The sequence below is a fragment of the Vibrio sp. STUT-A11 genome (assembly GCF_026000435.1).
Lineage (GTDB): Bacteria > Pseudomonadota > Gammaproteobacteria > Enterobacterales > Vibrionaceae > Vibrio.
In genome coordinates, this window is the sequence record NZ_AP026763.1 from 2,992,851 (window position 1) to 3,012,472 (window position 19,622).

Annotated in this window: 19 protein-coding genes; 11 read left to right on the forward strand and 8 right to left on the reverse strand. The window is 45.7% G+C overall.

Annotated features, from left to right (window positions below; translation table 11 throughout):
- Positions 1-214: 214 nt before the first annotated feature.
- The 6 genes from lptD (at position 215) to OO774_RS13935 (ending at position 6,988) form a co-directional block, all read left to right on the forward strand.
- The gene (gene lptD / locus OO774_RS13910) at positions 215-2,560 is read left to right on the forward strand and encodes an LPS assembly protein LptD (protein ID WP_264903219.1); all 2,346 of its coding nucleotides are present in this window, start codon (positions 215-217) and stop codon (positions 2,558-2,560) included.
- 59 nt (positions 2,561-2,619) lie between these two features.
- Positions 2,620-3,903: a peptidylprolyl isomerase SurA gene (gene surA / locus OO774_RS13915; protein ID WP_264903220.1), complete on the forward strand. Its 1,284-nt coding sequence runs from the start codon at positions 2,620-2,622 to the stop codon at positions 3,901-3,903.
- A complete protein-coding gene (gene pdxA / locus OO774_RS13920) occupies positions 3,893-4,891 on the forward strand; it encodes a 4-hydroxythreonine-4-phosphate dehydrogenase PdxA (protein ID WP_264903221.1) in 999 nt (332 codons plus the stop codon). Before surA ends, pdxA begins: the two co-directional genes overlap by 11 nt.
- Positions 4,888-5,697 (forward strand): 16S rRNA (adenine(1518)-N(6)/adenine(1519)-N(6))-dimethyltransferase RsmA, encoded by an 810-nt coding sequence (gene rsmA / locus OO774_RS13925; RefSeq protein ID WP_264903222.1) that lies wholly within the window; start codon positions 4,888-4,890, stop codon positions 5,695-5,697. Before pdxA ends, rsmA begins: the two co-directional genes overlap by 4 nt.
- Before the next feature lie 87 nt (positions 5,698-5,784).
- The gene (apaG, locus tag OO774_RS13930) at positions 5,785-6,165 is read left to right on the forward strand and encodes a Co2+/Mg2+ efflux protein ApaG (protein ID WP_264903223.1); all 381 of its coding nucleotides are present in this window, start codon (positions 5,785-5,787) and stop codon (positions 6,163-6,165) included.
- A 16-nt stretch (positions 6,166-6,181) separates the two neighbouring features.
- Positions 6,182-6,988, forward strand: a complete 807-nt coding sequence (locus OO774_RS13935; RefSeq protein WP_264903224.1) for a symmetrical bis(5'-nucleosyl)-tetraphosphatase — start codon at positions 6,182-6,184, stop codon at positions 6,986-6,988.
- A gap of 370 nt (positions 6,989-7,358) precedes the next feature.
- Here the strand turns inward: OO774_RS13935 and folA are convergent, their stop codons facing one another.
- The 6 genes from folA to rplU all read right to left on the reverse strand — a co-directional run bounded on the left by folA (position 7,359) and on the right by rplU (position 11,322).
- Complete coding sequence (gene folA, locus OO774_RS13940; RefSeq protein ID WP_264903225.1) at positions 7,359-7,862, reverse strand: type 3 dihydrofolate reductase; 504 nt, start codon at positions 7,860-7,862, stop codon at positions 7,359-7,361.
- Between the two features lie 9 nt (positions 7,863-7,871).
- Positions 7,872-8,345, reverse strand: coding sequence for a threonine/serine exporter family protein (locus OO774_RS13945; protein WP_264903226.1), 474 nt, complete (start codon positions 8,343-8,345; stop codon positions 7,872-7,874).
- Positions 8,342-9,145 (reverse strand): threonine/serine exporter family protein, encoded by an 804-nt coding sequence (locus tag OO774_RS13950; protein WP_264903227.1) that lies wholly within the window; start codon positions 9,143-9,145, stop codon positions 8,342-8,344. The genes OO774_RS13945 and OO774_RS13950 overlap by 4 nt, the downstream gene beginning before the upstream one ends.
- Positions 9,146-9,346: 201 nt before the next feature.
- Positions 9,347-10,522, reverse strand: coding sequence for an Obg family GTPase CgtA (cgtA, locus tag OO774_RS13955; protein WP_264903228.1), 1,176 nt, complete (start codon positions 10,520-10,522; stop codon positions 9,347-9,349).
- 210 nt (positions 10,523-10,732) lie between these two features.
- A complete protein-coding gene (rpmA, locus tag OO774_RS13960; protein ID WP_005383095.1) occupies positions 10,733-10,990 on the reverse strand; it encodes a 50S ribosomal protein L27 in 258 nt (85 codons plus the stop codon).
- 20 nt (positions 10,991-11,010) lie between these two features.
- Positions 11,011-11,322: a 50S ribosomal protein L21 gene (gene rplU / locus OO774_RS13965; RefSeq protein WP_005383096.1), complete on the reverse strand. Its 312-nt coding sequence runs from the start codon at positions 11,320-11,322 to the stop codon at positions 11,011-11,013.
- Positions 11,323-11,578: 256 nt separating this feature from the next.
- On the opposite strand from rplU, the gene ispB reads away from it, so the two are divergent.
- Positions 11,579-12,550: an octaprenyl diphosphate synthase gene (ispB, locus tag OO774_RS13970; RefSeq protein ID WP_264903229.1), complete on the forward strand. Its 972-nt coding sequence runs from the start codon at positions 11,579-11,581 to the stop codon at positions 12,548-12,550.
- 134 nt (positions 12,551-12,684) lie between these two features.
- On the opposite strand, the gene OO774_RS13975 is transcribed toward ispB, so the two are convergent.
- Both OO774_RS13975 and mdh read right to left on the reverse strand, forming a co-directional pair.
- A complete protein-coding gene (locus tag OO774_RS13975; protein WP_264903230.1) occupies positions 12,685-12,876 on the reverse strand; it encodes a hypothetical protein in 192 nt (63 codons plus the stop codon).
- Between the two features lie 113 nt (positions 12,877-12,989).
- Entirely contained in the window at positions 12,990-13,925 is a 936-nt protein-coding gene (gene mdh / locus OO774_RS13980) for a malate dehydrogenase (RefSeq protein WP_014230708.1), read from the reverse strand.
- A gap of 357 nt (positions 13,926-14,282) precedes the next feature.
- Between mdh and argR the strand changes: the two genes are divergently transcribed.
- The 4 genes from argR to OO774_RS14000 all read left to right on the forward strand — a co-directional run bounded on the left by argR (position 14,283) and on the right by OO774_RS14000 (position 19,556).
- Complete coding sequence (gene argR, locus OO774_RS13985; RefSeq protein ID WP_264906117.1) at positions 14,283-14,753, forward strand: transcriptional regulator ArgR; 471 nt, start codon at positions 14,283-14,285, stop codon at positions 14,751-14,753.
- A 402-nt stretch (positions 14,754-15,155) separates the two neighbouring features.
- Positions 15,156-16,124: a TAXI family TRAP transporter solute-binding subunit gene (locus tag OO774_RS13990; protein ID WP_264903231.1), complete on the forward strand. Its 969-nt coding sequence runs from the start codon at positions 15,156-15,158 to the stop codon at positions 16,122-16,124.
- 370 nt (positions 16,125-16,494) lie between these two features.
- The gene (locus OO774_RS13995) at positions 16,495-19,074 is read left to right on the forward strand and encodes a TRAP transporter permease (RefSeq protein WP_264903232.1); all 2,580 of its coding nucleotides are present in this window, start codon (positions 16,495-16,497) and stop codon (positions 19,072-19,074) included.
- Positions 19,075-19,118: 44 nt separating this feature from the next.
- The gene (locus OO774_RS14000) at positions 19,119-19,556 is read left to right on the forward strand and encodes a universal stress protein (RefSeq protein ID WP_264903233.1); all 438 of its coding nucleotides are present in this window, start codon (positions 19,119-19,121) and stop codon (positions 19,554-19,556) included.
- Positions 19,557-19,622 lie beyond the last annotated feature (66 nt).

A 19,622-nucleotide genomic window follows, 5' to 3' on the forward strand; every position in this document is an offset into this window, starting at 1 on the left:
CATTTCGCCAGCTTATCTTTGCAGCTACTTTATCTCGATTATGCCACAGCAAGTCAATGAGCCGGGACATATACGACGATAGTAGTTGATTCATTTGGCTATTACGCTAGGGTACAACAAGCCCTATAGCCATCGAGTAATATCTATCACCGTAAGTAAGTGAGCAGTTATTTACTACGATTGGTATAACAGTGACACAGGAAAGTTCGATTCAATGCAACATTTCTCCCGCACATTTTTAGCGGCCTCTATCAGCACCGCCTTGTTTGTCCCTACCACTCAAGCTGACGCGAATATCCATGATAGTGTGCAGGAAATGCCCACCACAGATCAATGTTTGGTCGAAACGAGTGGTGATCAGGACGCTTTAAATGCACCCGTGGTAGTCGAGGCTGACAGACTGCAAGCCATTAGTGGCGACAAAGCACAATACTCTGGTAACGTCCAAGTCACGCAAGGTCAAAAGAAAATCACCGCAGATAGCGTAACGCTGCACCAACAAGACAACGTCGTGGTCGCTGAAGGTAACGTCACCTTCAATGACGGTCAGGTCGAAGCTCGCTCGGATCGCGTGACCAGCGATATTGATCAAGACACTTTCTCACTCGAGAACACGGACTACCACTTTATTTGTCAACAAGGACGAGGCACGGCGGCCTATATTGCGCGTACTGGTCAGTCGATTTATGAACTGGAAGACGGCTCCATTACATCCTGTCCTCAAGGCGACAACTCTTGGCGCCTGGTTGCGTCCGGTATCGATGTCGACCAGGATGAAGAGACGGCAACACTGCATCACCCTCGCTTTGAAGTGTTAGATGTGCCTATTTTCTACGTCCCTTACCTGACCATGCCAATAGGCAATACACGCAAATCGGGTCTGCTATTCCCTTCTCTATCGTACGGCTCTAGCGATGGTATGGAAGTAGAAGTGCCATTCTACTGGAACATTGCGCCTCAATACGATATGACCCTGACCACGCTCTACATGCAGCAACGTGGGACCAAATTCGACACCGACTTCCGCTATTTAACCGATGGTTGGGGTGAAGGTGAAATTAAAGGCGAATACCTAAATTCAGACAGAAAGTATGCCGATGAGACACGCTGGGGCTACCAGTTTAAGCATGAAGGTATTATTGACAAGCACTGGGTCGTGGATGTCGATTACTCAGAAGTGAGTGATATCGACTACTTCCTGGATCTCGACTCTGATATTGGTAACCGTGAAGATGGCCAACTGATGCAGGAAGGCGAAGTCCAATACCGCTCAGATTTCTGGGACGCCTCGTTGACCGTTCGCGACTTCCAAATCCTGTTGCAAGAAGAAAACAAACCTTATCGTCTATTGCCTCAGTTGGCAGTAAACTACTACACGCCAGTGTGGGGAAACTACCTCAACTTTGATGTGAAAAGCCAACTAAGCCGCTTTGACACCAGTGACAACGCCAAGCCCGATGCCACTCGTTTCCATATTGAGCCTGGCTTCACTATGCCGCTGTCTAACTCATGGTCGTCTTGGACAACAGAAGCTCGCGTGCTAGCCACATACTATTCGCAAGACTTAAATGGTCTGACCGACTCAGATCTGGAACTTCAGCTGGATGAAAAAGTGTCGCGTGTGATTCCAGAGTTCCGTAGTAACGCGCAGATTTATCTTGAACGTGATACCAGTTGGATCGAAGGGTACACCCAAACGCTGGAACCACAGGTTCAGTACTTGTACGTGCCAAAAGAAGATCAAACCAATATCTACAACTACGACACAACGTTGCTGCAAACCGATTATTACGGTCTGTTCCGTAGCCGCAAATACAGTAGTATCGATAAGATCGCATCCGCGAACCAGCTAAGCTACGGTGCAAGTACTCGTTTCTTTGATGACGATTATAAAGAACGTCTCAATATTTCATTCGGCCAAATCTATTACTTTGATAAAAAAACTAAGCTCAGCAACAGCCCAGCCGATCCTGATGACACGACAAATTACTCGTCATGGGCGATTGAAGCAGACTTCAACTATAACGATTACGTGTTCTATCATGGCGGTATTCAATACGACATCGACCTAGGTTCAATGCAACTTGCGAACAGCACGTTAGAATACCAGTTTGACGGCGGTTTTATTCAAAGTAACTACCGTTATGTCACTCGCGAATACATTGAAGATACGATCATTCTCGAAAACCTGGACACCATTACTCGGAAAGGTATTTCTCAAGCCGGTATTGTGGCCGCTTACGAATTTAACCGAAATTGGTCCGCCAGTGGTCAGTACTACTACGACCTGAATGAAAATAACGACTTAGAATGGTTAGCAGGCTTACGTTATCAATCTGATTGTTGGTATATCGGTTTAACCTACTCTAACCAACTGTTAGGCTGGGAAGACCAAATTATCGGCGGCTCAGGGGCATCAGCAGAATACGAAAGCAACTTCAGTGTTAATGTTGGTATTCAAGGCTTTGCCACCAACCAATCTACTGGCACGGCAGCCAAAGAATTGGAAGGTTCAGACAACACCATCAAATATGGTCGCCCATTCTATCTGAACAATTAATCGAATTAAGCGTCTTAGAGTAAATAAGACACTAATTAAAAATACTGACGGAATTTTAGATGAAAATTTGGAAATCAATCTTATTTACGACCCTACTCTCTTGTGGAGCGGTTGCAGCACCAGTAGAGCTTGATAAGGTTGCTGTTATTGTGAATGACGGTGTCATTCTACAAAGTGATATCGACACAGCGTTAAAAACGCTACAAGCCAATGCTCGCCAAAGTGGGAAAAGCTTGCCTTCTGCCCAGGTGTTGCATGAACAAGTCGTTGAAAAACTGATTCTAGATACACTTCAAGGCCAGGAGGCTGAGCGTATCGGTGTGCGCATCGACGATAGTCGTCTAAACCAGGCTATTGCAGAGATTGCACGCAACAATAATCAAACTGTCGAACAACTGACAGCATCAATTGCAAGTGAAGGGCTGAGTTACACCGAGTTCCGCGAGCAAATCCGCAAGGAAATTGCCGCTTCGGAAGCACGTAACGCGCTTGTGCGTCGTCGTATTAATATTCTACCGGCGGAAGTTGACAGCCTTTCGGAGCAATTATCACAACAAACCAACGCCACGGTTCAATACAAAATTAGCCATATTCAACTGCGCTTCTCTGATGACAAAGACAAGTCAGCAGTAGAAGCAGAAGCGAAAGCGCTGGCCAAAAAGCTCAATGACGGTGCAGACTTCACTGAAATGGCTTACACCTATTCTAAAGGACCAAAAGCGCTACAAGGTGGTGACTGGGGCTGGATGCGTAAAGAAGAAATGCCGACCATCTTTGCCGACCAAATCAACATGCAGAACAAGGGCAGTATCATAGGTCCATTCCGCAGTGGTGTTGGTTTCCACATTCTTAAAATCGACGATGTACAAGGTCTGGAAACCGTCGCGGTAACGGAAGTGAACGCTCGCCACATTCTGATTAAGCCAACGGTTATCCTCAGTGATGAGGGCGCACAAAAGCAGTTAAATGAATATGTTCGCCGTATTAAAGCTGGTGAAGCAACATTTGCTCAGCTAGCTTCTCAACACAGCCAAGACCCAGGCTCTGCGGCTCAAAACGGTGAACTTGGTTACCAAACTCCGGACCTTTACGTGCCTGAATTTAAACATCAGGTAGAAACACTACCAGTAGGTTCGATCAGTGAACCATTCAAAACGGTTCACGGCTGGCATATTGTAGAAGTGCTGGATCGCCGTCAGGTTGACCGTACGGATTCTGCAATGAAGAATAAAGCTTACCGCATTCTATTTAACCGTAAATTTAATGAAGAAGCAGGCGCATGGATGCAGGAACTGCGTGCAAGTGCGTTTGTTGAAATCGTGGATGACAGCAATGACAACTGATTTAGTTCGCAGAATTGTCGTAACCGCAGGGGAACCTGCGGGTATCGGCCCTGACTTGGTGCTGGCGCTCTCAAAAGAAGACTGGGCGCACCAAATTGTCGTCTGCGCAGATAAAAACATGTTAATGGAACGTGCCGAGCTACTAGGTATTGACGTCCAACTCTATGATTATAATCCAGAAGAAGCGCCTAAAGCTCAAAAAGCTGGCACGCTTATCGTCGATCATATCGAATTATCGGAAAGTACCGTAGCCGGTCAGCTCAACGAAGCCAATGGCCACTATGTACTAAAAACGTTAGAAAGAGCCGCTTTAGGCTGTATGAATGACGAATTTGATGCTATTGTCACCGGCCCTGTTCACAAGGGGGTGATCAATCGCTCTGGCGTTGCATTCAGTGGACATACTGAATTCTTTGCCGAGAAGTCTAATACGCCGTTAGTTGTGATGATGCTGGCGACGGAAGGACTGCGTGTTGCGCTGGTAACCACACATATTCCTTTGGCGTATGTGTCAAAAGCCGTCACTGAAGAGCGATTAGAGAAAATCATCGGTATTCTTCATAAAGACCTCGTTGAAAAATTTGCCATCAAGCAACCAAACATCTATGTTTGCGGGCTTAATCCACATGCGGGAGAAGATGGTTGTTTAGGTCATGAAGAGATCGAAACCATCACTCCGACACTGGAAAAGATTCGACAAGAAAAAGGGTTTAATCTGATCGGCCCACTGCCAGCAGATACCATTTTCAATGACAAATATTTAAACGATGCTGATGCTGTTTTAGGCATGTACCACGATCAAGTATTGCCAGTTTTAAAATACAAAGGCTTTGGTCGTTCAGTAAACATTACGCTTGGTCTACCTTTTATTAGAACATCGGTGGATCACGGTACTGCATTAGATCTGGCAGGGACAGGTCAGGCGGATACAGGGAGTTTCCGAACAGCGCTCACGCATGCGATAGAATTGGTAGAGAAGAAACAATGAGAAATGATGTCCATTTAGGACACAAAGCGCGTAAACGTTTTGGTCAAAACTTCCTGAACGATCCATACATTATTGATGGTATCGTCTCAGCGATTAACCCAAGACCAGGCCAGAATCTGGTTGAAATTGGCCCAGGTCTGGGCGCTATTACTGAACCTGTAGGCCGTGAAGTCGACAAGTTCACCGTTATCGAACTTGACCGAGATCTGGCTGAACGTTTACGTAACCACCCGGATCTAGCGGATAAGTTAACCATTCATGAAGGCGATGCGATGCGTTTCGACTTCACTCAGCTAGTAAAACCGAATAACAAACTACGTATCTTCGGTAACTTGCCGTACAACATCTCTACCCCGTTGATGTTTCACCTTTTTGAATTCCATAAAGACATTCAAGACATGCACTTTATGCTTCAAAAAGAAGTGGTTAACCGTTTGGCAGCAGGCCCGGGTAGCAAAGCTTATGGCCGTCTGACAGTAATGGCTCAGTACTACTGTAAAGTGGTGCCAGTACTAGAAGTGCCACCAACAGCATTCGTACCGCCACCGAAAGTAGACTCAGCCGTCGTTCGTCTGGTTCCTTACGAAGAGCTACCGTGTCCAGCCAAAGACCTGCGTTTACTGGATCGCGTTTGCCGTGAAGGCTTTAACCAGCGTCGTAAGACCGTACGCAACTGCTACAAATCACTGTTGAGTACAGAAGTGTTGGAAGAGCTGGGTATCAACCCAGGCATGCGTCCAGAGAACCTGACGCTAGAACAATTCGTTGCCATGGCGAACTGGCTGGCGGATAACCCACAACGCTAAGTTTGTTAAACGAAAGCAACTCAATACAATAAGCCAAACCAACCCCTTGCCGGTTTGGCTTATTGCTAAGTTTCTTAAGGAGTGTACATGGACGTCATTCAACCCTGCATCAAAATTCAAGTTCACACCAAATACATCGAAGAACAGTCTAATCCCGAGCTACAACGCTACGTTTTTGCCTACACCATCACGATTAAAAATCTAAGCCAGCAAACCGTACAACTGATTAGCCGTCGTTGGTTGATCACCGACTCTAACGGAAAGCAGATGACGGTTGAGGGAGATGGTGTGGTTGGGCAGCAGCCATTTATTCCAAGTAATGATGAATACACCTACAGCAGTGGCACTGCGTTAGAAACACCCGTTGGTGTTATGCAAGGGCACTATAAGATGCTCGACGAACAAGGACAGGAGTTCATCGCTGAAATAGAACCATTCCGTCTTGCCATTCCGAATGTTTTAAATTAATAAGATTGGAGAGTCAGTGGCTACCTATATTGTTGGTGATATCCAAGGCTGTTTTGAAGAACTGCAGCGACTATTAGAACAAGTATCTTTTTCTGCCAAAAATGATCAACTCTGGCTTGCCGGTGACCTCGTCGCCAGAGGGCCTAAATCGTTAGAAACCTTACGCTTGGTTAAGTCATTAGGTGACAGTGCCAAAGTGGTACTTGGCAATCACGATCTACATTTACTTGCCGTCGCTCATGGCGTTAAAAAAGTAAAAGATAAAGATAAGACCGCCCCAATTTTCGCCGCTCCTGACAGTAAAGCGTTATTGCAATGGCTCGCTAAGCAACCGCTTCTTGCAGAACATGATGACTTCGTTATGTGCCATGCTGGAATTTCACCACAGTGGAATTTGGCAACAGCCCGCCAATGTGCCCGCGAAGTAGAAAACATCCTGCAAAGCGATCACCTATCGTGGCTACTGCACAATATGTACAGCAACAAACCAGATTACTGGGATGATTCTCTGACAGGGTTAGATCGCTATCGCTATACCATCAATGCATTTACGCGTATGCGCTTTTGTTTTCCGGATGGACGCCTGGACATGGATTGCAAACTTCCGCCACAACAAGTGACAGATGAAGAGTTAATTCCTTGGTTTGATCTTCCACAGAGAGTGGAGCTAGGCAAGACGGTCCTATTCGGACATTGGGCGGCATTACAAGGCCATATCGATGAAGAAGTGATTGGTCTGGATACGGGCTGTGTTTGGGGTGGAGAACTGACGATGATTCGCTGGGAAGATAAACAAATTTTTACCCAACAGGCATTAAGTTAAGCTCTGATACCAACCTAAGTAAGAAAGTGGTCATACTTAATTATAGAGAACCAGAAAACAGGAATCGAACACAAACACGCATCAACCCATCCATGGGGCTTCGATTTGCCATCCATGGCAAAGAGAGTTTGTTTATCGAACCCTGTTCCCTGATCAGTTAGATATCAGTTACTTAACGACTCTTCTAGGGTCATTCCAGCGAGCCCTAGCGAGACTAGGAATCTAATATCAGCGTGCTGGGAATAGATAGAAAGCTCTTTGACAACAAAGTGCTCGAATAGAAGATCCTGAATTACGCTCCTTCGTCGCTTTTCGATGACGGTAGGCTGGTATAGCCGCTCGTCGCTGTTATACGAACGGCATTACCGTATTAACAATGCTGTTTTGGTCTCGAATTATTTTCCAGAATCGTAAAGCGCATGTTGTAGGCGTTTTTCTCATCCGCTTGATACGCTTCTGAATAAGTTTCTTTAAACTCATTCCCCCAATCAGGGAACTGCGTATCACCTTCGATAGCTGCCTCAATATGTGTCACATACAACTTCGTCGCGAGTGGTAGACAGGCTGAGTAAATAGCCCCACCACCAATGATCATCACTTCTTCCACATCACCCGCAACCTCTAATGCTTGTTCAATGGAAGTCACTGTCGTCACCCCTTCGATACTTAGAGATTCATCACGACTGATAACGATATTAAGACGACCAGGCAATGGACGTCCGATAGACTCATACGTTTTGCGTCCCATGACGACAGGCTTGCCCATGGTGCAACGCTTAAACCATACGAAGTCAGCCGGTAAGTGCCATGGCATTTGATTGTCTTTACCAATGATACGATTGTCTGCCATCGCGGCAATCATACTAATGATCATGTCGGGTCCTTATACTATCGGTCTGCGGCGATAGAATAACAGCCCCGGAACAGCAAGGCCAATGGCTAAACCTGCAATAATAAACATGGCTTTAAGAAAATTTTCCATGCACGTCGCAAGTAGTTCAGGTGAGTAACCTAAATGGTTTATCTCTACCATCGCAATCATGGCTTTGTAGGCAAACACGCCGGGAACCATAGGGATCAGAGCAGCAACGGTGAATACTTTCGGGTGGGCCAAAAAGCGACGAGACCAGTACACACCAATCATCCCAACTAAGGTCGCAGCGAAGAAGGTTGCCCACTCAATAGGAATCCCGAACTGCATCATTACATAACGACTACCATGACCAATCGCGCCGCCTACGGCACAGTAGATTAATGCTTTATGTGGCACGTTGAACACCAATGCAAACCCCACAGCAGGTATAGCGGCAAAAAACATATCGTTTAACAGACCAAGCAGTAAATCGACAATACTCATCTGATGCTCCATCCCCAAATTCCAGTCACACTCATCGCCGCAACGATGCCTAAGCAGGTCGCCAGCGTTAATAAACTCGCCATCACAAAGCGGGCAATCCCCATATTGATATGACCTTTGAGCATGTCGGCTACCGAGTTAATCAATGGGAAGCCCGGTACTAGCATCAACACTGACGATGCCATCGCGACCGTAGGCAAGTTACCAATCTGATAGATTTCCGCCTGCGCAGAAATTAAGGTAGTCACAAATGCCGTAGCGGCAAAATTGAGTAAAGGATTGAAATGACGGTGGCCAATTTCCTGGCGAACAATCATGCCGACCGCTGAGGCTAAGAAAGTCATAAAAAATATGCTTATATCCCCTCCCGCTAAATGACTAAATGCCGCACAAGATAGTCCGATCATAAAGACCACCAACCAACGGTTATAGCGCTCAGGGCTGATATGATTAAGCTTTTTCTGCGCCATGGCTGAATCGAGTAACCCTCGCTCCATCATGATACAAATACGCTGAATTTGTGTGATAACTCGCATATTGATACCACGATCGGCACAACTTCGTGTAGTGGTAATACAATGGCCATCCATCAGCGTGGTGACGACAAGCGCATTTGCAGAGAGTGCTACCGCGACTTCATGAACACCACAAGCAAGGCCAATACGGCGCATAATATCGCTCACTAAGGTACTTTCAGCGCCATGAGCGAGCAACATCTGTCCGGCTTGAGCGACAAGGCGAGAAATCGCCCTTTGATTTGATACCGATACCTTTGTGGTCGGTATAGTTTCCAATGCCATAGATACGTCTAAATCCTTTTAGGGTCCAAATGATACTAATCCCAGCCAATTTTTAATCAATGAAGCTGGCATTAGTATTATTGTGCCGTAAATCACATCATCTAAATATGATTAGATACAAAAAAAGCCGCAATAGGCATTGCGGCTTAATTAAATTTTCTTGGTAACTATTTACCGGATGATAAAAACCGGGTGATGAAATTAGTCACGAACGTAGACAACGTGACCGTCATCTTCTTCATCGTCCCAATCATCCCAGTCGTCGTCATCATCTTCAGTAATAACGTCTTTACCAGCCATCGCGTCTTTATGGTAGTCATCCCACATGAAGTTAACTTTATCTTCTTCAGCAACTTCTTCCTCTTCACGAGGTAGGTTTTCCATAAAGTCAGCTAGCTTGTAACAAAGCTCTTTGGTTCCAGAACGGTTGATTGCCGAGATCTTAAAGTACTCGTCTTCCCAACCTAGCGCATCCAAGATCTCTTGGATCTTTTCATTCGCTTCTTCTTCTGGCATTAGATCAACTTTGTTGAACACCAACCAACGAGGTTTATCGGCTAGCTTTTCACTGTACTGCTCTAACTCATCAATGATCGTTAGTGCATTTTGCACTGGATCAGACTGATCAATCGGCATAATGTCGATCATGTGCAGTAAAACGCGGCAACGTTCTAGGTGTTTCAGGAATCGAATACCTAAACCTGCACCATCCGCAGCGCCTTCAATCAGACCAGGGATATCCGCAACGACAAAGCTTTTCTCAGGTACAACACTAACCACACCTAAGCTTGGGATAAGCGTCGTAAATGGGTAATCCGCCACTTTTGGTTTTGCAGCAGATACAGCACGAATAAAGGTTGATTTACCCGCGTTTGGCAAGCCAAGCATACCAACGTCAGCAAGCAGTAATAGCTCTAGACGAATTTCACGAACTTCACCTTTAGTACCCAACGTTCTCTGACGAGGAGCGCGGTTTACCGAAGACTTAAAGCGCGTGTTGCCCAGACCGTGCCAACCACCTTTAGCTACCATTACTTTTTTGCCGTGTTCAGCAACTTCCGCAACGATTTCGTTAGTGTGGATATCAACAGCACGAGTACCAACCGGCACACGCATCACAATATCTTTACCACGCTTACCAGTACAGTTACCACCGCGGCCATTTTCTCCACGCTCTGCTTCGTAAAAGCGTTGGAAACGGTAATCGATTAGGGTGTTTAGGTTTTCGTCAGCTTGGATATAAACATCGCCGCCGTCACCACCATCACCGCCATCAGGACCACCTTTAGTGATGAATTTTTCACGCCAGAAACTAACAACGCCGCTACCGCCGTCGCCTGCCTGAACTTTTACTACAGCTTCATCTACGAACTTCATCTTTTACTCCGACTACTTCGTGCGTGGATTAAATCTACTTTGTCATCCGACAATTTTAGCAGATGACAGATCTAAACTCCCTGATTCGAATCGCTTTGGATCAACCGAGAAGTTTCGATATGTCGACTGCCTATAAATAAAAAACCCCGCCGATTCGGCAGGGCTTTTGAATTCAGCTTAAAGCTATTAAGTAATTGAGTTAAAAACTAATTACTCAGCTTCGATGCTAACAAACTTACGGTTCTTAGGACCTTTCACTTCGAACTTCACTTTACCTTCAGTAAGAGCGAATAGAGTGTGGTCTTTACCGATACCTACGTTGTTACCAGCGTGGAACTTAGTACCACGTTGACGCACGATGATGTTACCTGCAAGAACAGATTCACCACCGAAACGCTTAACACCTAGACGTTTGCTTTCTGAATCGCGGCCGTTACGAGTAGAACCACCAGCTTTTTTGTGTGCCATTGTTAAACTCTCCTAATAGATTAAGCGTTGATACCAGTGATCTTCACTTCAGTGAACCACTGACGGTGACCCTGTTGCTTACGAGAGTGCTTACGACGACGGAACTTAACGATTTTAACTTTATCGCCACGACCGTGTTGTACAACTTCAGCAACAATTTTGCCGCCCTCTACAAGAGGAGCACCAACTTTGATGTCTTCGCCGTTAGCAACAAGAAGAACTTTATCAAATTCTACAGTTGCACCAGTTTCAACGTCTAATTTCTCTAAACGAAGAGTTTGACCTTCGCTTACACGGTGTTGTTTACCACCAGATTGGAAAACAGCGTACATATTTTACTCCGCTTTTTCCGCACAGCCTTTCGTGAGGGTGTGCGCTAAACTAATCATCAATAGGGCGCAGATTCTACAGAATAGGAGTCCCCATGACAAGCCATATTTTGAAAAAATTGGCGAAAAGCTAATCGCCAAAGAAAAGTGCGGCAATCATGCCCTTTAGTAATGTATTAATCAACGTTTTTTAGTGTATTATTCGACAATTATATAAATCGAATAAGCCTTGCAGGGTCTAACTTCAGCCGGATATACAATGGATTTTAAAACTATCCAAGCGCTTACTGCCAATGACATGGCAAAAGTGAATGAAACAATTCAAGCCCAATTAAATTCTGATGTCTCTTTAATCAACCAGCTCGGTTTTTATATCGTCAGTGGTGGAGGCAAACGCCTAAGACCGCTATTGGCGATCTTGTCAGCCCGTGCTCTTGGATATCAAGGCAGCGGTCATACGATGGCAGCTGCGTTTATTGAGTTCATCCATACAGCCACTCTGTTGCACGATGATGTGGTAGACGAGTCAGATATGCGCCGTGGTAAAGCGACCGCAAATGCTGCCTTTGGCAACGCAGCAAGCGTATTAGTTGGGGATTTTATCTACACTCGCTCATTTCAGATGATGACTGAGCTAGGATCGATGAAGATCCTTCAGTTAATGAGTAACGCCGTAAACGTGATCGCCGAAGGTGAAGTTCAGCAGTTAATGAACTGCAACGATCCTGACACGACAGAAGAAAGCTACATGCAAGTCATCTACTCTAAGACGGCACGCCTGTTTGAGTCTGCGACACAAATTGGCGCCATCCTGACTGATGCACCGGAGCATGTTGAAATTGCACTACAGAATTACGGTAAGTACTTAGGTACCGCATTCCAACTGATTGACGACGTCATGGATTACACCTCTGATGGTGAAGACATGGGTAAAAATGTTGGCGATGATTTAGCAGAAGGTAAACCGACCCTTCCTCTACTTCATGCAATGCGCAACACAACCCCTGAAAATGCTCAGATGATCCGTGAAGCGATCGAGAAAGCCAACGGAATGGATCGTCTTGAAGAGATCCTTGCGGTTATGAAACAAACGGGCTCACTGGAATACACGACTCAAAAAGCCCTCGACGAAGCTGATAAGGCGATAGCAGAGCTGTCGGTACTGCCTGAGTCTGAGTATAAAGAAGCACTTATTACTCTGGCTCACGTGGCGGTAAAACGCACGCGATAGCATTAGCTAACTGGACCAGCAAGGCGATAAATTATAACCACCGACTAAAGTTGGTGGTTTAAGGCTGAAAAGAAAAAGGAAGAGCACCACAGTCCACTCTTCCTTATTCTTTATTCCAGCGACGGTTTGCTCAATTAATAGTAGCGTTCGCTTCCTCCGTGTAGCTGCGGGTCATCTTCTATCTCGTCAAACGTGACGGCAATTTGCTGATCGCTTCCCTGTTTAGCCAACAGCACTGTTTCGGCTTCACGATCAACAACAAGAATAGTACCGACACCTTGTTGGCACTCTACAACCATGCCTTTGCGGATTCGACTTGCTTCCATACCCTACTCCTGATTGACATTGTTGGTTTAGCCTCTTATACGTCAGACAGAATAAAGGGATCAAAAAAGCCGACCCTAAGATCGGCTTTTTATAAACGTATAAACGCTTAAACTTACTTAGCGAACTCAACACCGATGTTGATATCACCATTTAGCGTTTCTAGCATGTTGTCTAGAGCAGACTTTTCGTAGTCGCTTAGTGCACCGTAGCTTAGTACTTCCTCAACACCTTCTTTACCTAGCTTCACTGGCTGAGCAAAGTATGGTGCGTGCTCACCGTCACCTTCAACGTAAGCACACTCAACCACGCCTTCTTCACCCTGAAGAGCACGTACTAGAGACAGACCAAAGCGACACGCTGCTTGACCCATAGATAGAGTCGCACTACCGCCACCTGCTTTCGCTTCAACGACTTCAGTACCTGCGTTCTGGATACGCTTGGTTAGAGCTTCAACTTCTTCAGCCGTAAACTCAACGCCTTCTACCTGAGAAAGCAGAGGAAGAATAGTTACGCCTGAGTGACCACCGATAACTGGTACACGAACATCACTTGGATCTTTGTCTTTCAGCTCAGCAACGAAAGTTTCTGAACGAATAACGTCAAGTGTAGTTACACCGAATAGTCTGCGCTTGTCATAAACGCCAGCTTTCTTCAGTACTTCTGCAGCGATTGGCACAGTCGTATTCACAGGGTTAGTGATAATACCAACACACGCTTTCGGACAAACTACAGCAATTTTCTCAGCCAGTGCCTTAACGATACCAGCATTAACGTTAAATAGATCCGCACGATCCATACCTGGCTTACGTGCAACACCAGCAGAAATTAGAACTACATCTGCGCCTTCCAGTGCAGGTGTTGGATCCTCACCCGCGTATCCTTTGATCGATACAGGAGTTGGGATGTGGCTAAGATCAGCTGCAACACCTGGAGTTACAGGGGCAATATCATATAGGGCTAAATCAGAACCAGCAGGAAGACGGTTCTTTAGTAAAAGGGCAAGGGCTTGACCGATACCGCCAGCGGCACCAATAACGGCTACTTTCATGTAGTTCTCCTTGAGAGTATTTTTTATAAATGTATTCGTAGGGTAGTTTTTAACCAACCCATTAAAGCTATCGGAATCACAACTTGATTACAATCAATTAACGCCAGCTTTGCGACCTCGCGCAACTCCGCATTTTCGTGCTACACAAACGGTTGGATTATTCTTTTATTCATTTGAAATGACAATAGATTACGGGAAATAAAACAGATGTATGATTACCCATTAAATGGGGCATCATTCTGTTTATGATTTACAGTGATGTAACTAACATTATCTTGGGACTTTTTGGCACTGCCTGAATATATATGCGAGAATATGCAAAATTGCTGATCCGTAATTAAGAGAATCATAATGACTATGCGCAATACTGAAAAACAAGATAACCTAGTCCGAGCTTTTAAAGCCCTGTTAAAGGAAGAAAGCTTTGGCTCACAAGGCGAGATTGTTGATGCTCTAAAACTGCAAGGTTTTGAAAGCATTAACCAATCTAAAGTGTCTCGCATGCTGACTAAGTTTGGTGCTGTTCGTACACGTAATGCGAAAATGGAAATGGTTTACTGTCTTCCTGCAGAACTTGGCGTGCCAACAACAAGCAGTTCTTTGCGTGAGTTAGTACTGGATATTGACCACAATGCAGCGTTAGTTGTTATCCATACAGGTCCAGGCGCAGCACAACTTATCGCTCGCATGCTGGACTCTCTGGGTAAATCTGAAGGTATCCTGGGAGTTGTCGCGGGCGATGACACCATCTTTATTACTCCTACGTTGCCAGTATCTACAGAGCAGCTATTCACATCCGTGTGTGAACTGTTTGAATACACGGGCTAACAATCATAAGTTAAAGTCACCTAACTGATTGTGAGCTATAAGATAAATCCTATTTTGTAGCTCACCATATCCTCCTTCCCCTGCGTTTTAAGGTTGTTTTTTAGCCAAATTATTTGTGATCTGACTCACGCAATTAATTTTTCCTTCCTTTCCTCACATTCGATCGTAAGCTACTGTTATAAAAGGAATAAAATAACAGTTAAATCACTAATTATTAACGCTGTTTCAGACTTATTCGCTATAACTTTTAACAGTCGGATAATTTTCTGCCAATTTTTTGTTATGATTTGTTCGCTTTTTCAAACAATTGGATTGGAAAAGATGCCGTTTCCAAACAGGAAACTCCAGAAGTGATTGATGGTTATTTCCGGGTAAATAATGAAATATAAGGAAGGGAATTTCATGGCATTTAACAAACTACTTAAAGTAGGCGCTATCGCTGCAGCCGTTATGGGCGCAGGCGCAGTTAACGCTCAAGAGTTTATTACTATCGGTACGGGCTCGGTGACAGGTGTTTACTACCCTACTGGCGGTGCTATCTGTAAATTGGTAAACAAAGGTCGAAAAGAACACAATATTCGTTGTTCCGTTGAGTCGACTGGTGGTTCAATTTACAACGTAAATACTATCCGTGCTAACGAGTTGGACTTTGGTATCGTACAGTCGGATTGGCAGTACCATGGCTACAACGGTACGAGCAAGTTCGCGAATCAAGGCGAATACAAAAAGCTACGCGCCATGTTCTCTCTACACACTGAACCTTTCAACATCATCGCTCGAGTAGACTCTGGCATCGAAAACGTTAAAGACCTGAAAGGTAAACGAGTCAACATCGGTAACCCAGGTTCTGGTGACCGTGCAACAATGGGTGTTGTAATGGACGCAATGGGTTGGACTCTAGACAGCTTCCAATTAGCTTCAGAGCTTAAAGGTTCTGAACGTTCTCAAGCACTTTGTGACAACAAAATCGACGCTTTCATTTACATGGTTGGTCACCCAAACGGCTCAATCAAAGAAGCAACCACATCATGTGACGCAAAGCTAGTGCCAGCTACTGGTCCTGAAATCGACAAGATTGTTTCAGCAAACCCTTACTACGCATACAGCAATGTGCCTGCAGGCATGTACCGTGGTACTGATCAAGATGTGAAGAGCTTTGGTGTAGCTGCAACAATGGTTACTTCAACGGACGTTTCTGATGAAGTGGCATACAATGTTGCAAAAGCAGTATTCGAAAACTTCGACACATTCAAACGTCTGCATCCAGCCTTTGCCAACTTGAAAAAAGAAGACATGGTGAAAGCAGGTATTTCAATTCCTCTTCATCCGGGCGCAGTGAAATACTACAAGGAAGTGGGACTGCTAAAATAACCCCCACAGATTCCAAATCTAGGCAGATACAAGCCGTTTCTGCCTGATTGAGTATGCTGGTTGTCACTGTTGCTACACCAGCATACTTTGTTTAATACCCCAGTAACCTCAAGATGCTTTCCCTACTGATAACACGGTAGCCTTGCATCTGGACGTTATCTGATTACATTCGTTGGTTTTTCTAAAACCTCACACTCATGCCAAGAAAACACTTTAACGCCGCCAATTCAGAGCTTCAACAAGCCTCATTTAAATTTCAGGCAGCGGAATACTCGACTGCAAACTTCGCTCAGTTCACTACACTGATATAGGCGAAGTGAGCTTTCGATATATAAAACAGGCAGAACCATCAATAATAAGGAAAAAGTACATGGCGACGAACAAAAGCCCGTCACAAGATGTGCAAGATATGGTGGCTCAGGCAGACACAGGGGCACGTAGCCCATCGGGCATACAAGGACGAATTCTCTGGTTTGTTCCTCTGTGTTGGTCACTATTTCAGCTATGGTATGCTTCACCATTACCATTTATTTTTAATTTTGGCGTACTAAATGACACTGAAGCTCGTGCAATTCACTTAACCTTCGCGATCTTTCTGGCTTTCACCGCCTACCCAGCAATGAAACACTCTCCACGCGATCATATTCCGATTGTCGACTGGATTCTCGCGCTTGCTGGTAGTTTTTCAGCGGCTTATATCTATCTCTTTTATACGGAGCTCGCCGGACGTTCAGGTGCGCCAACCACGCCCGATATTGTCGTCGCGGTAATCGGTATGGTCCTTCTTTTGGAAGCCACAAGACGCGCACTTGGTCCACCACTGATGCTTGTCGCAGCCGTATTCCTTACCTACACCTTCGCCGGTCCATACATGCCAGACGTCATTGCCCATAAAGGAGCGAGCTTGAATAAAGCGATGTCTCACTTGTGGCTGACAACTGAAGGTGTATTTGGGGTGGCTTTAGGCGTTTCGACTTCCTTCGTCTTCTTATTCGTGCTATTTGGTGCGATGTTAGAGCGTGCAGGCGCTGGTGCTTACTTTATTAAGGTGGCCTTCTCACTGCTCGGCCACATGAGAGGTGGTCCGGCAAAAGCGGCCGTTGTGGCTTCAGGTCTGTCAGGCCTGGTGTCCGGCTCTTCGATTGCCAACGTGGTAACGACGGGTACATTTACTATCCCATTGATGAAACGTGTCGGTTTCCCGGGCACCAAAGCTGGTGCGGTAGAAGTAGCGGCATCAACCAACGGCCAGTTAACGCCACCAATTATGGGTGCCGCTGCCTTCTTGATGGTGGAATACGTCGGGATCTCGTACGTTGAAGTCATCAAAGCAGCGATACTACCAGCACTTATCTCGTACATTGCATTGATTTACATCGTTCACCTTGAAGCATGTAAAGCGGGCATGACAGGTCTACCTCGCCGTCATAATCCAACCATGCTACACAGCATGTTGTCGTTCACAGGAACCATTTTAGGGCTTTGTGTCATCAGTGCCTTGGTTTACTACGGTGTGGGCTGGACGAAAGATGTCTTTGGTGAAGCCGCGACAACCATCGTGATGGTCGCACTGCTCATTGCCTATGTTGCTCTGGTAAAAGTATCCGCTAACCATACCAAAGATGGTGCGATTAATATCGATGAAGAGTTGACCGAAGTGCCCGACCCAGGCCCTACCGTGAAGTCTGGTCTGCATTTCCTACTGCCAATCGTGGTACTGGTTTGGTGTTTAACGGTAGAGCGTTTCTCTCCGGGCTTATCTGCATTCTGGGCAACCGTGTTCATGATTTTCATCCTGCTCACGCAACGCCCTCTGATTGCCTTGCTATCTAAACAAGGTGATATGGGCAAACAAGCCAAAGAAGGTGTTGTCGACCTTTTAGAAAGCTTAGTTTCTGGAGCGCGTAACATGATAGGTATCGGTGTGGCGACGGCTGCCGCTGGTACGGTGGTAGGCGTGGTAACGCTGACTGGTATCGGTCTGGTTATGACTGACTTTGTCGAGTTCATCTCTGGTGGTAGTGTGTTCCTGATGTTGCTGTTCACCGCAGTGATTAGCTTGATTCTGGGGATGGGCCTGCCAACAACAGCAAACTACATCGTCGTATCAACGTTGATGGCACCAGTGATTGTCACACTGGGTGCTGCACATGGGCTTATCATCCCACTGATTGCCGTACACCTTTTCGTGTTCTATTTCGGTATCTTGGCCGACGATACGCCGCCTGTAGGTCTAGCCGCCTTTGCTGCTGCAGCGATTGCGAAATCAGATCCGATCCGTACTGGTATCCAGGGCTTTACCTATGATATCCGTACCGCCATTTTGCCATTCATGTTCGTCTTCAATACTCAATTGCTATTAATGGGTATCGACACATGGTGGCATTTAGCGCTGACGATTATATCTTCTATCATTGCGATGCTGATATTTTCCGCAGCCACTCAAGGTTGGTGGTTTACTCGCAACAAGTGGTGGGAAACCGTCCTATTATTAGTATTAACGTTCTCTTTCTTCCGCCCGGGATTCTGGTGGGACATGATGTTCCCGGCAAAAGTGCTTTCTCCAGGGATTGAAGTCGCTCAAATTGTCGAAGGACTGAGTGTAGGACAGTCCATCGAACTGCGTGTCGCCGGACAGAACTTAGAAGGTGATAACGTTGAGAAAACCGTGCTGCTACCGTTTGACGACAATGCAACAACCGCAGAAGAGCGCATCTCATCGATGGGTCTGATGCTGGTCGAAAACGACGGGAAAATGATCGTTGATATGGTGGAGTTTGGTAGTCCTGCTGAATCTTCAGGTATCGATTTTGACTGGGAGATTAAATCCGTTGTTCAAGACGCTGACCGTCCAATGAAAGAGTGGGTGTTTGTGCCTTGCTTATTGATTCTGCTGGCACTTGCTATGAACCAGAAACGTCGTGCGCGCAGAGAACAACTGAACGCATAACCGATTTACCCCTGGGAAACCGGGGGTTGAGTGAGAGAAACTGAATGTATAAACAAATTCTTGTTCCGGTAGATCTTAATGATCAAGGCTTCTCAGACCGAGCGGTGGAACTGGCTGTTTGGCAGGCGAAGCAAGCGAATGCGGTAGTCCACCTTCTGACTGTTGTACCTGGCATCCATATGTCAATGGTCGCCACTTACTTTCCGAAAGATGCAGCTCTTAAAATGAAGCAAGATGTCGAACAGCAGTTGACGACATTTGCCAAAGACAACATCAAGGAAGACGTCACCTACAGTATCCACGTGGCCGAAGGTAAACCTTATACAACGATCATTGAACACGCTAAGCGCTTAGGCATCGACCTTATCATCATGCCAAGCCACAAGCGTTCGAAAATCAATAAAGTGATGCTCGGTTCAGTCGCGAGTAAGGTTGTGGAATACTCTCCGGTTAACGTGATGGTAGTGAAGCCACAAAGCTAGACTCGCGAAACAATCGCGATAAAAAAAGGTTGATGTTCTCATCAACCTTTTATTTTTCTATCTAAA

Bases quoted from the DNA above. Each gene is read 5' to 3' on its own strand.
- OO774_RS13950 (WP_264903227.1), bottom strand. From the start codon at position 9,145: ATGGCATTGGAAACTATACCGACCACAAAGGTATCGGTATCAAATCAA.
- argR (WP_264906117.1), top strand. From the start codon at position 14,283: ATGCGCAATACTGAAAAACAAGATAACCTAGTCCGAGCTTTTAAAGCC.
- apaG (WP_264903223.1), top strand. From the start codon at position 5,785: ATGGACGTCATTCAACCCTGCATCAAAATTCAAGTTCACACCAAATAC.
- surA (WP_264903220.1), top strand. From the start codon at position 2,620: ATGAAAATTTGGAAATCAATCTTATTTACGACCCTACTCTCTTGTGGA.
- rsmA (WP_264903222.1), top strand. From the start codon at position 4,888: ATGAGAAATGATGTCCATTTAGGACACAAAGCGCGTAAACGTTTTGGT.
- OO774_RS13975 (WP_264903230.1), bottom strand. From the start codon at position 12,876: ATGGAAGCAAGTCGAATCCGCAAAGGCATGGTTGTAGAGTGCCAACAA.
- ispB (WP_264903229.1), top strand. From the start codon at position 11,579: ATGGATTTTAAAACTATCCAAGCGCTTACTGCCAATGACATGGCAAAA.
- folA (WP_264903225.1), bottom strand. From the start codon at position 7,862: ATGATCATTAGTATGATTGCCGCGATGGCAGACAATCGTATCATTGGT.
- rpmA (WP_005383095.1), bottom strand. From the start codon at position 10,990: ATGGCACACAAAAAAGCTGGTGGTTCTACTCGTAACGGCCGCGATTCA.
- cgtA (WP_264903228.1), bottom strand. From the start codon at position 10,522: ATGAAGTTCGTAGATGAAGCTGTAGTAAAAGTTCAGGCAGGCGACGGC.
- OO774_RS14000 (WP_264903233.1), top strand. From the start codon at position 19,119: ATGTATAAACAAATTCTTGTTCCGGTAGATCTTAATGATCAAGGCTTC.
- OO774_RS13995 (WP_264903232.1), top strand. From the start codon at position 16,495: ATGGCGACGAACAAAAGCCCGTCACAAGATGTGCAAGATATGGTGGCT.
- lptD (WP_264903219.1), top strand. From the start codon at position 215: ATGCAACATTTCTCCCGCACATTTTTAGCGGCCTCTATCAGCACCGCC.
- mdh (WP_014230708.1), bottom strand. From the start codon at position 13,925: ATGAAAGTAGCCGTTATTGGTGCCGCTGGCGGTATCGGTCAAGCCCTT.
- OO774_RS13990 (WP_264903231.1), top strand. From the start codon at position 15,156: ATGGCATTTAACAAACTACTTAAAGTAGGCGCTATCGCTGCAGCCGTT.
- rplU (WP_005383096.1), bottom strand. From the start codon at position 11,322: ATGTACGCTGTTTTCCAATCTGGTGGTAAACAACACCGTGTAAGCGAA.
- OO774_RS13945 (WP_264903226.1), bottom strand. From the start codon at position 8,345: ATGAGTATTGTCGATTTACTGCTTGGTCTGTTAAACGATATGTTTTTT.
- pdxA (WP_264903221.1), top strand. From the start codon at position 3,893: ATGACAACTGATTTAGTTCGCAGAATTGTCGTAACCGCAGGGGAACCT.